Annotated in this window: 17 protein-coding genes; 6 read left to right on the forward strand and 11 right to left on the reverse strand. The window is 43.9% G+C overall.

From position 1 onward, the window contains the following. Positions 1-64: 64 nt before the first annotated feature. Complete coding sequence (gene ltaE / locus ACIFQN_RS18235; protein ID WP_429834447.1) at positions 65-1,102, reverse strand: low-specificity L-threonine aldolase; 1,038 nt, start codon at positions 1,100-1,102, stop codon at positions 65-67. A gap of 114 nt (positions 1,103-1,216) precedes the next feature. On the opposite strand from ltaE, the gene ACIFQN_RS18240 reads away from it, so the two are divergent. Beyond that, entirely contained in the window at positions 1,217-1,519 is a 303-nt protein-coding gene (locus tag ACIFQN_RS18240) for a HesB/IscA family protein (RefSeq protein WP_213022321.1), read from the forward strand. A 63-nt stretch (positions 1,520-1,582) separates the two neighbouring features. On the opposite strand, the gene ACIFQN_RS18245 is transcribed toward ACIFQN_RS18240, so the two are convergent. From ACIFQN_RS18245 to yneA, 4 genes are all read right to left on the reverse strand, one after another. Beyond that, positions 1,583-3,823, reverse strand: coding sequence for a HelD family protein (locus ACIFQN_RS18245; protein ID WP_429834448.1), 2,241 nt, complete (start codon positions 3,821-3,823; stop codon positions 1,583-1,585). Positions 3,824-3,863: 40 nt separating this feature from the next. Then, positions 3,864-4,229 carry a fluoride efflux transporter CrcB gene (crcB, locus tag ACIFQN_RS18250; RefSeq protein ID WP_429834449.1) on the reverse strand — a complete coding sequence of 122 codons (366 nt, stop codon included), beginning with the start codon at positions 4,227-4,229 and terminating at the stop codon, positions 3,864-3,866. A gap of 87 nt (positions 4,230-4,316) precedes the next feature. Then, positions 4,317-4,514, reverse strand: coding sequence for a DUF896 domain-containing protein (locus ACIFQN_RS18255; RefSeq protein ID WP_429834450.1), 198 nt, complete (start codon positions 4,512-4,514; stop codon positions 4,317-4,319). A 74-nt stretch (positions 4,515-4,588) separates the two neighbouring features. Then, positions 4,589-4,927: a cell division suppressor protein YneA gene (gene yneA, locus ACIFQN_RS18260; protein ID WP_429834452.1), complete on the reverse strand. Its 339-nt coding sequence runs from the start codon at positions 4,925-4,927 to the stop codon at positions 4,589-4,591. Between the two features lie 158 nt (positions 4,928-5,085). Here yneA and lexA point away from each other — a divergent pair, with 158 nt between their 5' ends. Then, complete coding sequence (gene lexA, locus ACIFQN_RS18265) at positions 5,086-5,709, forward strand: transcriptional repressor LexA (protein WP_049738924.1); 624 nt, start codon at positions 5,086-5,088, stop codon at positions 5,707-5,709. Between the two features lie 59 nt (positions 5,710-5,768). On the opposite strand, the gene ACIFQN_RS18270 is transcribed toward lexA, so the two are convergent. Next, entirely contained in the window at positions 5,769-6,254 is a 486-nt protein-coding gene (locus tag ACIFQN_RS18270; protein ID WP_429834453.1) for a DUF456 domain-containing protein, read from the reverse strand. 141 nt (positions 6,255-6,395) lie between these two features. Here ACIFQN_RS18270 and ACIFQN_RS18275 point away from each other — a divergent pair, with 141 nt between their 5' ends. Continuing rightward, complete coding sequence (locus ACIFQN_RS18275; protein WP_429834454.1) at positions 6,396-6,971, forward strand: DUF4269 domain-containing protein; 576 nt, start codon at positions 6,396-6,398, stop codon at positions 6,969-6,971. Positions 6,972-6,983: 12 nt separating this feature from the next. On the opposite strand, the gene ACIFQN_RS18280 is transcribed toward ACIFQN_RS18275, so the two are convergent. From ACIFQN_RS18280 to tatC, 5 genes are all read right to left on the reverse strand, one after another. Next, positions 6,984-7,388, reverse strand: a complete 405-nt coding sequence (locus tag ACIFQN_RS18280) for an NUDIX hydrolase (RefSeq protein ID WP_429834455.1) — start codon at positions 7,386-7,388, stop codon at positions 6,984-6,986. Positions 7,389-7,419: 31 nt separating this feature from the next. Then, positions 7,420-7,980 carry a nucleoside hydrolase gene (locus ACIFQN_RS18285; RefSeq protein WP_429834456.1) on the reverse strand — a complete coding sequence of 187 codons (561 nt, stop codon included), beginning with the start codon at positions 7,978-7,980 and terminating at the stop codon, positions 7,420-7,422. Then, positions 7,970-8,821 carry a hypothetical protein gene (locus ACIFQN_RS18290; protein ID WP_429834457.1) on the reverse strand — a complete coding sequence of 284 codons (852 nt, stop codon included), beginning with the start codon at positions 8,819-8,821 and terminating at the stop codon, positions 7,970-7,972. Before ACIFQN_RS18290 ends, ACIFQN_RS18285 begins: the two co-directional genes overlap by 11 nt. Positions 8,822-8,908: 87 nt before the next feature. Next, positions 8,909-9,241 (reverse strand): hypothetical protein, encoded by a 333-nt coding sequence (locus ACIFQN_RS18295; protein WP_429834458.1) that lies wholly within the window; start codon positions 9,239-9,241, stop codon positions 8,909-8,911. A 165-nt stretch (positions 9,242-9,406) separates the two neighbouring features. Continuing rightward, positions 9,407-10,162: a twin-arginine translocase subunit TatC gene (gene tatC / locus ACIFQN_RS18300; protein ID WP_429834459.1), complete on the reverse strand. Its 756-nt coding sequence runs from the start codon at positions 10,160-10,162 to the stop codon at positions 9,407-9,409. A 381-nt stretch (positions 10,163-10,543) separates the two neighbouring features. On the opposite strand from tatC, the gene ACIFQN_RS18305 reads away from it, so the two are divergent. From ACIFQN_RS18305 to ACIFQN_RS18315, 3 genes are all read left to right on the forward strand, one after another. Further along, a complete protein-coding gene (locus tag ACIFQN_RS18305; RefSeq protein ID WP_429834460.1) occupies positions 10,544-10,960 on the forward strand; it encodes a hypothetical protein in 417 nt (138 codons plus the stop codon). 273 nt (positions 10,961-11,233) lie between these two features. Beyond that, complete coding sequence (gene arsR / locus ACIFQN_RS18310; protein ID WP_429834910.1) at positions 11,234-11,539, forward strand: arsenical resistance operon transcriptional regulator ArsR; 306 nt, start codon at positions 11,234-11,236, stop codon at positions 11,537-11,539. Positions 11,540-11,603: 64 nt separating this feature from the next. Then, positions 11,604-12,041 carry an ArsI/CadI family heavy metal resistance metalloenzyme gene (locus ACIFQN_RS18315; protein ID WP_429834461.1) on the forward strand — a complete coding sequence of 146 codons (438 nt, stop codon included), beginning with the start codon at positions 11,604-11,606 and terminating at the stop codon, positions 12,039-12,041. The last annotated feature ends 5 nt before the right edge of the window (positions 12,042-12,046 follow it).

Here is a 12,046-nt window from a genome sequence, read left to right on the forward strand (position 1 = left end):
TCAGGTTGACTGATTGATAAGCCCGTTGATTCACTACTACTCTAACGCAAGAAAGTGTGCACCCCTACTGAGGGGATGTAACCGCTCCAAGAAGGTCTTCCACGATTTCAAGTACACGCGTGACGTTCTCTTCGCTAATATGCCGATGTGTTGTAAACCGGATCACATATTCATCAAAATCGACAGCAAGTACCCCTCTGTTTTCAAGCCGCTTCAGGAAATCGACCGCCGTCACCTGGATAGACTCTGTATGCACCAAAACAATATTGGTATCGACTGGTTCTACTTCCAAGGACAGCTTGGCAAGCCCATCAGCCAGCTGCTTGGCTCGATCATGGTCCTCTTCGAGACGATCTGTCATCTGAGTCAGTGCGAGAATACCCGGAGCAGCAACAAACCCTACCTGGCGCAGTCCGCCACCCAGTTTCTTTCTCCACCATCTTGCTTCTTCGATAAAATCACGATCTCCTGCTATAATCGAGCCTACTGGGGCACTCAAGCCTTTTGACAGACAAATCTGAACAGTATCGGCGTAACGGCTCAGCTCAGATACATCCACACCCAGGGCCACGGCCGCATTGAACAGACGAGCGCCATCGAGATGAACAGGAACCTGATACTTTTGGGCGACATAATAGACACTCTTCATCTGATCTACTGTGACGACTGCTCCCCCCGCCCGATTGTGGGTATTCTCGAGACAAATCAGCTTCGTCCGTGGAAAGTGTATATTTTTACCTCGAATGGCTTTCTCCACATCTTCAGCTCGCAAGGCCCCGCGCACGCCTGTTAAGGTACGAGTCTGTACACCAGCTAAAGCCGACATGGCGCCACCCTCATAATAAAAAATGTGAGAGTCTGCCTCTACGACCACCTCATCTCCATTCACACAGTGCGTGAGAACGGCTACTTGATTGCCTTGAGTTCCGCTCGTTACGAAAAGGGCGGCCTCTTTACCGAGACATTCTGCAGCCATTTCTTCCAAGCGATTTACGGTTGGGTCCTCTCGATAAACATCGTCCCCAACTTCTGCTCCCGCCATGGCGCGAATCATCGCTTCCGTTGGTTTCGTTACCGTGTCGCTGCGCAAATCCAGCTTCATGATTGCCTCTCTCCCCTTATCTCTTTCAGATGATTAACACTTTCAACATTGCATCTGTATTTCCCTCTTTGCTAATATGAGAGAGACACTTACATACGTTAGGAGACTTGCCCCATGAAAGTAAAAATTACGCGCAATGCAGCGAAACAATTAACAACGATTATGGAACAAGAAGAAGACAAAGATTTGAAACTGCGCGTATACATTACTCACGCGCACGGTGACCATGCGCACTATGGCCTGGCATTGGACAAGCCGACAGAAGAAGACGAGGTAATCTCCACTGACAAAGATATTGATGTTATCGTAAAGAAGGATGAGCCTCTACTGGATGGCATTATCCTCGATTACTTGTTCCTCCCACAAGAAGGTTTTGTTATCACGAACCCTTCCAAAGGAAATACTGGCGATCACTAAGAAAAAATAATGCATGCACCCCCTGCCATTCTTATCTCGGCCGGGGGTTTTTTGCTGTCATCGCTATTCTTTTGTGTACATCTCCGTCGGTAATTCACGTAAAAGTGGTGTTTCACTTCCATGCAGATGACTCATGACCAGGCGATGTACCGGACGTGTCATTGCCACATAGAGCAGCTTGGCATCCCACTCATTGTCCAAATACGTATCCACATCCAGCAGGATCACCACGTCAAACTGCAAACCTTTGGTCAGGTAAGCCGGCATCACGATGGCACCACCAGGAAACTGGTTGTCTTTGCTGCTAAGCAAGGTCAGATTCGGGATGGTGTCCTGTAAGCCTTTGAATGCCTTCTTGCTTGCTCCGATTGTTTTGGTCACAATCGCAACCGTCTTGAAACCCTCTGCGGTAAATTCATTGACTCTGCTGGAAATATCGCTCCACAGCTCCGTTTTCGTGGCTGGAGTCACCATGATTGGTTTATCTCCATGTCGGAGCACAGGCTTTGCAAGCACGGTTTCCGGCAATTCAATTTGCCGCAATACTTCGTTTGCACACTTCATAATCTCAATGGTAGAACGATAGCTTTGGGACAGCGTGAAGTAGGAAGGACGCAGCACATCGAAGATTCCCTGCGTCAACTCTTCCCATGCATGGATTCCTCGATAGCTATGAATGCCTTGAGCGATATCGCCAACAATGGTTAACGAATGTCGTTTTGTTGCCAATGCAATCACGGCGATCTCCAGTGCACTCAAATCCTGTGCTTCGTCTACTACGGTGTGGTCAAAGTGTTCCGCCTTGTCCATTCCCTCAATCAAATGATGTAAGTATAAGATCGGCGCGATATCCTCCGCTTCCATACGCTCCTCGGATAATATAGCTGTAGAGGACTCGACAACATCGTCAATCACTTCATCTCCCACTTCCGATGGAATCAGAAGGCGAAGCAACTCTTTGCTGCTCATTATTTCACGATACGCCGCGAATGTTTCCAGTCGGGGAAAAGAAGTCAGGTAAGTATCGAGGATTTGTTCGAGCATTTTTTCAAACTTGGCCAATCCTGCTTTATCCAGATCCATTTTCTTTTCACGTAAATGAGAAAATAGCTGCTTGTTCATTTCCTGCTTAAGATGTTTGCGTAAGGAATCTAGACGCCTGTGGTATGGCATATTGGAAAAATGCTCAAAAAAGCTTTGACGAATAAAATCTCCCGGAATAGAAAATACCTGTTTTGTCTTATTGTACAAGAAGCTCAGTTTCTTAAAAGGAATCCTCGTCTCGATCACGTAATCGATATATTTTTGCAAAGCAACCCGGCAGGCAAGTGAGCCTTTGAACCGCAACCGGTGACGTGCGATCTTCTGTTGCCTTTCATCCTGCCCTTCTTCAAAAAATAGTTGCAGAGGTTTATCTGGACTAATAATCCGCCAGCCTTTTGGCATCAACGGTTTAACAAGCCGCGCCGCCCAATCCACAAAAGTGGCTTGCTGTACGTCATCAACCCCTAGCTCAGGCAAAACCTCAGATATGTAAGTAAGGAACATTCTATTGGGCGCGAAGACCATAAACTTTTTAGACATCATAGAGTCCTGGTAGTTGTAGATCAAATAGGACAACCGATGCAATGCAATCGTTGTTTTCCCGCTGCCCGCAACCCCTTGGACTACAATCGGTCTTTCTTTTTCGGCCCGGATAATATCATTTTGCTCAGACTGAATGGTAGCGACAATATCTTTGAGCCTGCTGTCATTTGCCTGATTTAGATTGGCAGCCAGAAACTCGTCAATGAAGCCTTCTTGCAAAAAATCGTCTGGATGCCCCATCTCTCTGTTAATCGTCTCTTTTACCGCGCCATCATATATCCCTGTAATTTTTCCGTCCTCAATCGCAAAATTACGCTTTAGCGTCACTTCTCCGCGAACGATTTCTCTCCCCATACGATAGAAAGCATCCTTACTCTCGCCCGAGTAGTACAAGCTAGCAATCGGAGCTCGCCAATCCACAACGACGGAGTCAAATGTATCACTGCGAACAATTCCCCGTTTGCCGATATAGACGCAATCTAGTTCATAGACCTCATCCTTCATGAAATCGACGCGACCAAAGTAGGGCTTGTCGCGCCCATGGTCCTCTAGATAGCGCAAATCCTTCGCCTTGTTATAGTTTACAACCTGTTTTACATAATCATCGGTCGCTTCCCTGATTTCTTCACGCAATTGCGTAATCTCACTGTCAATTACAGAAATAGTTTCGTCCAGTTTATTTTGTTCCCGTTCATATTCGCGGTGCTGGGTACTCACACCCATCCCCCCTCTCACGTCATCAGTTGACCTTAACACGTCATTGAAATTGTCGGGCAATCCATACTCCTGCCGCGCAAGACAATAATCCAACAATCAGACTAAGCAAGGCATACAAGATCCCCCGCATAAACTGTCCTTCTCCCCAAAAAGAGACGACTTCTAAGGAAAACGTGGAAAAAGTCGTGAATCCTCCCATCACGCCTGCTGCAAATAATAAATAGAGTTCTGGTGAGAGAATGCCCTTCTCTTTTCCTAAAACCGATAGGATGCCGATTAAAAAAGAACCGAGTATATTAGCTAACCACGTACCTAACGGCAATCCGGGTTGATTTGCCAAGAGCGAAAGCCCGTAGCGAAAAAGCGAACCAAATGCCCCTCCGATTGCTACCGCTACCCACGCCATCCCAAACCCTCCCTCGAAATAGCTCACGCGGAACAAAAAGACACCCCAGCGTCAAGCAAGGATGTCTGTTGTATTCTTACAGTAATCTTACTGTTTTGGATTATTTTCTTCAAGGTCTTCCACATAACGGATGGAATCCAAATTCGCTTTCAGCGAAAGCTTTACTGCGTCGATGTACTTTTGACGAAGTGCTTTTTGTTCCGATTTTTCCTCTTCGGACAAACCAACCTCGCGAGATTTTTTGGACAATTCATTAATGCGTTTGATTTCTGCGTCAGATACCAAAGCTGGTTCCTCCTACTCTATAGTAATGCCGTTTCATTATACCATATCGTCGGCATCACGCAAGCTATGGAAGGTTACTCTGACACTGGAATAATGAGCGTCTGTCCAGGATAAATGAGAACGCCGTCCAGGTCATTCGCCTTTTTAATCGCTATGATGAGTTCATTCACATCCATTTTGGCTTCCTCTTTGTGGTGAACAGCAATAGACCACAAACTGTCGCCCGAGCGAACTGTCACTTCTTTTCCATGCAGTTCCATCGAATCACCAGAAGCAAACACCAGTTCGGTTAGTAAGTAAAAAAAGAGAGCAAAAGTAGCTAGAAATAAAAGTGCTTGTCCCCTAGTTATGCCGAATCGCCCGCGGTTAACTGTCTGTTCTTCAAAACGGTTATGAATGGTCATCACAGTCATGATTATTCCCTCCTGCAAACATACGTTCCTTTTGTTGTTTTCATCATAAATGAGAACATACGTTCATGTCAACAAAATAATCGAACTTATGTTTGTCGAACGCAAGCTCCCATGGTATAATATAGGAAAATATGTTCGAGAAAACTGAGGTGTCTTATATGTCGAAACTATCCAGCCGGCAACAAGCCATTATTGATTTCATTCGTAAAGAAGTTCGAGACAAGGGCTACCCACCTTCTGTTCGAGAAATCGGCGAAGCTGTGGGACTCGCATCCAGCTCTACCGTACACGGCCACTTGGCCCGTCTAGAGAAAAAAGGTCTCATCCGAAGAGACCCTACCAAACCTCGCGCTATTGAATTACTCTCGGAAGAAGATCGTTTTCAAGATAATTTTGAAGACTCCGTTGTTCGTGTGCCTGTCATTGGAAAAGTAACAGCAGGGCTGCCGATTACAGCGATTGAGGATGTGGAGGAATATTTTCCTTTGCCTGAAAACATCGTGACATCGGACAAGGTGTACATGCTTCGTATTTCCGGAAACAGTATGATTGATGCTGGTATTCTCGACGGCGACTACGTGATTGTCCGTCAGCAGCATGTTGCCAACAACGGTGACATCGTCGTCGCCATGACAGAGGAAGACGAAGCGACCGTCAAACGTTTCTTTAAAGAAAAGAACCACTTCCGTCTCCAGCCTGAAAATGCAACGATGGAGCCGATCATTTTAGACAACGTTTCCATCCTGGGTAAAGTCATTGGCGTATACAGACTGATTCACTAATAAAAAAAGGGCAGCCGAAGCTGTCCTTTTTTTGTCGCCACTATTTTTCACTTATCCAGCTAAAGGGCAATAAAGAACCAAATGATCATGGTTACTTGCAGCACGACCTTGACCACAGCGCTGCCGAGAAAACCGATCAGTGACCCAAATCCTGCTTTTACCGCTTTTTCTATCGGCTGCTTCTGGGCGAGTAATTCTACCAGCACAACAAGCACGAATGGCAGAATCAGCATGCCGAACGGTGGAAACAAGAAGATCCCCAGAAAAATACCCACGGCAGCTGCAACCGAGGACCATTTCGACCCGCCATATTTTTTCACGAAATACATATTTGTCAGCAGATCCGCCCCATACAACAAAATACTGAGTACAGCCATTCCCCACCAGAACGAAGCTGGTAAACCCGCACCTGGTTCCGCGATAACAAAGTGATAGAGCAGAAATCCGCCCCAAAGCAAGATCGTATCCGGCAATACAGGCATAAAAATACCGGCAATGCTCAACGCGAACAAAGCCACTACGATAATCCACAGAAAAATTTCCATTCTCTGCACTCCCCTCTGTTTCATATACGACTAATTACCGATTTCGTTGCACTCTCTTTTCATTCTCGCTACAATAAGTTTTTGAAGACGTAATACTTTGATTTTTGCCCTATCTCATTTATTTGAAACGGAGGGACTCTTTTGAGCGACTGGCTCGACCTTTCTTATTTGCGTACAGGAACCAATCGACAAAGGCAGGCATGGGAAGCGATCCAGCAGACTGGCATTATGGCACTGCTGCAGCCGTACACTCCTGTATTGGCTGGCACGATCCCGCTTTGCATTGATAGGGATGACAGCGACCTGGATATTATCTGTGAATGTCATCACCTTGAGGACTTTGAATCGAAAGCACGAACCGTTTTCGGCGAGTCGCAGGGGTATGCAGAACAACGACTCACAATTAACCAGGTACTCACCAGTGTGATTCAGTTTTTTGACGCCGGCTTTTGTTTTGAATTGTTCGCACAGCCTGTTCCTGTCACGAAACAGAATGCCTATCGTCATATGGACATAGAAGCCCGGTTACTCTCGTTAGGCGGTCCAGATGCCTATCGTGAAATTCGCCGACTCAAGCAGCAAGGTATCAAAACGGAGCCCGCTTTTGCCATTTATTTTGACATCCCCGGCGAAGATCCTTACCAAGCGTTGTTAGAGTTAGAACCATTCACCGACACAGAATTACGTACTCGACTCCGTAACATAAAAACCTCGTAGCCAGGCTTCGGGTCACGAGGTTTCCACTCCGTAATGCGCTTTATTTTTTAGCAGTTCACGAATATTGCCCAGATAAGGCATTGGTGCTTCGGCTTCTGCAATTGTTTTCCACGTAATCTCCTGAATTTCCGAATCGGTTGTTCCCATCTCTCCGCCGATGATCTCTCCTCGAAACGTAATGAAGGTTACGTGCTCTTCGTTAATAACTTTTTCGCTTACATGCAAAAGATCGCTAACCTCAACATCGAGCCCCGTTTCTTCCTTTACCTCACGTACCGCTGCCTGATTCAGCATTTCCTGATGCTCTCGCTTTCCACCAGGAAGACTCCAGAACTTCTCATTTTTTACGGTTAAGACTTTGTCCATGGCCTCGCTGTAAAGTAGTACATATACGACATCTACATGTATGACGTACACATTCATTCCTCCTGAACGATCTTCATGTTTACTAGTTCTGCCTGCCAAGCAACTGAAAAAAGTCATCTACTATCTGGGAATACATGATGTCGGTGTATTCGGAAATGCTTCTGCCTTCTCCACCAAATTGATAGGTTCCATCAGCTCGTACAGAAGGGGCTTTTGCTGTTTCAACTGTAAACCAGCTTTGTTTTTTAATCGCAGCAATCGGTCCTATATCATAGATCGCTCTTTCTCCTTTATTCATATCCACAAGCAATTGGTGCAGGTATTCCCCGATGGCTCCATTTCCCTTGACGAAAGCTTCTGATTGACTTACCGAAGCGTTCAGTTTACTACAGACACCTGCTGCTATGATCCAGTGAAATTCAATAGGAGACGCAAGCAGAATACGCAAGGCCTCTACATCATTCATCGCATTATATTTTTTCCCGTCAGTAGGCCAAGCTCCCCCGCCTAACCAAAACAATTTGATTTTTGAAAAAGACTCTGGCTTTTTTAGATACGCCGCCGCCACATTTGTCAGAGCAGCAATAGATACGACATGAAGATCATCTATGGATTCAGCCTGCTCTGAATTCTTAAAACACATGCGAGTCTAAATAAGCCATCATCTCGTTTTGAAATTGTTCCTTGTTATCGTCATAGATATTAACATGCTTCACAGTGAAACCGAGGTGACGGAGTATTTCAAGCTCGATTTTTTCCCTTTCTTCTAAAAACTGAACTAAGCCAGGTACACCCTTTAGACCATGCTTTTTGGCGTACCCACGTTCCATACAATATTTGGAGACACCTTCTATCCATTCTTTTGATCTCTCGTGGATTGCTCTCTCAAAAGTGGCTTCGGTGGATTCATGTTGAAGGTAAATAACGATCGGATTCAGTTTCCTTATCGTTTGGGATATGTTTTGTATATGTTGGAAGATTTGATGTTTTTCCGGGCCATAACGGGCCATTAGAGTTACGACGGGATTTTGCAGGAAACAGCACTCTAGAACTATGACTTCATCTTTCTCATGCTGCACTGTGGCAAAATGATCCCAAAGCTCCAGGACCACTTTACAATGCAGATATTGCGAAAGGTCTCCATTATAAATATCGCTTGATTGAAGCCGTGCCCATAATTCTTCTGGAATCACATGTTCATTCTTTCGTTTCATTTTTAAGAAAGGGATTAAAAAATAGCTTCCTATTCTGTAAGTCATTTTCCTTATTTGCTCTGATTCATCTGGATAGGACTCCAATATTTCATCATACCCGGCATGCGAAAAACACGATACATGGTCAGGATCAACTGGATGATCGAGGCATCCTTCCGTATATAAACGTGACTTTATTTTTCTTTGTTCCAAAGTATTTTGAATGAAGGTCGCGGTCGTTGTCTTACCTGCCCCCCATGTTCCTTCAACTAAAATCAATTTAGTTGTCATATGTACCTCACTTTTTGTTGATATCTCAATAATAGAGTCATTAAACAAATTCACTCCGAACAAACAACCGAATAAATGAATAGACCTCTAACGGGAGGTCGTTATTTTTTTCTGATTTATTTTAATGAAAAGCAAAGCCCACCAAAGAAGGATGCACAAGTAACCGATCATCACGAAGAGGGACCACGGTGAGTTATGTTGTAATTCCTGAAAGAAATGACTGAATTCATTGAGCCCCTCTGCCCTGCCTATACTGCTTCCCAGACTGATGATCGGAATTGAAACGGTATATAGGCTCACAATGAAGGAAAACATGATCATTTTTTTCTGAAAGAGACTACGTATGGCAGCGACTAACGTCATGAACATGATCAAATAATAGATGATCCATAACCAAAACGGAAGGGTTTCTGAACTCATTGACTCGCCCCCCTATTTTTTATTTCGGATATAACATATTTTAACAGATACCAGACCTGCAATCCAGAAAACGTGCAGTTAACTATCCTGTAAATGTGTCAAAAACAGTAAAAAAAGAGGAGTCGCAAATGCGCTCCCCGCTTCTATCTCGTTCCAGGGCCTCACCTACACCGCATGATTCGTCTTCCATTTCTCATCTTCCTTTAACTGCTTCCGGTAAACGGCTCTAGACAGCCAAATACTCAGTTCGTACAAAAGCAGCAGTGGAATCGTCACCAAAATCTCCGTAACGAGTTCCGGCGGCGTCAAAATGAACGTCACAACTGTTAATCCGAAATAAGCGAAGCGGCGCATCTTTACTAGCACCATCGGATTCAGAATACGCAGACGGGTCAGAAACATGACAACAATGGGAAGTTCGAACAGCACCCCTATCGGTATGACTAACTGAAACATAAAATCAAAATATGCAGCAATGCCATAATGAGGAGTCACACCCATTTGAGTTGACATCCCAGTCAAAAACTTCATCATCATAGAAAATACAATATAATATCCGAACAAAACACCGCCGACGAATAGGAAAAAAGCTATTGGAATAAAAAAGAGTGTCATTCGCCGCTCATGGTCATTCAATCCAACCGAAACAAATCGCCAGGTATGGTAGAGTGCAACCGGCAATGTCGCAACTGCGCCAACTAACATAGAAAACTGCATGTAGATGCGCAATGCGTCTGACGGATGGAGGGAAATGATCGGTACCCCTTCTTCCATCGGTACAAGCTTCAAATACTCGATGATGGGGCCAGCAAAATACAAGCCAGCGAGAAAAGTCATAACAAATACAGCCAATACCCAGACAATCCGTTTCCGCAGTTCCGACAGGTGTTTGACCACTGTCATCTGATCGTTGTCCCTCATAGAAATCTCCCTTGTAAGCGCTTAGGTCGCTTGAATCCGTAGTCTCTTGCTTTTTTGTATTTATAGTACACTGTTCTTCTTAGGCTGTAGAGAGAGCTGGCAAAAACGACCTATTTCCGTCACAAAAGCAAAGAGTTAAAATATGGCGGCGATGAGCGGTCAAGAACCTGAGTTCCAAGTCAAATGGAGCATACTGAAAAGCATTTCTAATCAATATGGTATTATTTAGTTTTAAAATGTGGTATTGTCCTAATAAATGGAATATACAAACAGATGATGCTTGGAGAGCCATTCGTTCGAGTTAATCCTGCTTATATATTGCTTACCGGATGAAAGAGTTCTTTAAACGTGCACTTACCTTTGTTTAATGGAGGTTATCTTTTGAATAGGAATCGAATGTTCATTGCAATACCATTAACGTTTTTAATAATAGCCGTAATCCTAATCACGTCTAAGGTTTCCTCAACAGGTGATCCAGTAGAAGAAGCTAGGCAGGCAATCACACTTTTCAAGTACGCCCAAGATACCAAGAACGTAGATGAGATGATTAAATATTCAAGAGATATTCGGTATAGGGATGATAGACAAAGGCATAAAGAGTATTACAAACTCTTTACTCAGGAGCCTGCTTCGATAATTAGTGTAGGAAGCGCAAAAGCTGTAGACAGTAATCTTGTAATGGCAGAAATTACTTACCAAGAAGACGGCAAGAACCACGAATTAACACTACCCGTCTATAAAATAGATGGACATTGGAAATTGGTGATCGGTATACCTGTACAACATCAAGCCAATTAAGCGGATCACTTAACAGATGGTCTCTACATTTGTAATAGTCGAGCCTCATAAGCGTGGATCATTTGGAGGTGCTTACCTGATGGAACCACTAATGGGATTTGTCTTGCTTGCTTTTATCGTCGCTCTTGTTTATCTCCTGTTGGATGCCTCCTCGAAGATCCACCTTCATTCATCAAAAAAATTTGATTTAATTTCTTGCATGTAACATGAAGACCTGCATATAATAAAATCATCAAAAAAAATTGATGAATGAGGTAGTACGTAATGACAGATATGAAACAGAAGTTGGAGCAATATGAAAAGAAATTCAAGGCTCTCGCTGATCAGAAACGCTTAGAGATCATGTATGAGCTTTGTCAGCGAGGTAAAACCTGCGTCTGTGATCTTACAGAAGTATTTGAAATGCCACAATCCAAATTATCGTATCATCTCAAAATTTTATTGGACGCAAACCTGATTGTTAAAGAGACAAAAGGTACGTGGAGTTATTATGACTTAAACGATGATGAAGTGAATCACCTCTTATCGGAGGAGCTTTGTTGTATTTTCAGGAAAACCGGTAAAGGAAGCTGCTGCTAATTTTTTTGAACCTTACATCAATTTTTTTTGATTAATAGTATAAAAATAAAGGGAGGATCATGAAATGAAGTATGTGCATGTTGGGATTAATGTAACGAATCTGGAGAAATCGATTGAGTTCTACCAGAAAGTATTCGGAGTAGAGCCTGTGAAAGTAAAGACAGATTATGCGAAATTCCTACTCGAAAGCCCGGGGCTTAACTTTACGTTAAATGTTCGAGATGCTGTTACTGGAAATCAAGTAAACCATTTTGGATTTCAAGTTGTAAGTGCAGATGAAATCGTAGCTCACAAAGAGCGCCTAGAAACGGAAGGCTTTTTCGCACGAGACGAGTTGGATACTACATGTTGTTATGCCGTTCAGGATAAATTTTGGGTTACAGACCCAGACGGCAATGAGTGGGAATTTTTTTATACAAAGTCTGACAGTGACGTTCATAAAATCGAATCAACCTCCTGTTGTGTAGATTCAGATACCGAAGTAAACCAAACTTGCTGTTAAGGCAA

The sequence above is a fragment of the Brevibacillus sp. NRS-1366 genome (assembly GCF_050467985.1).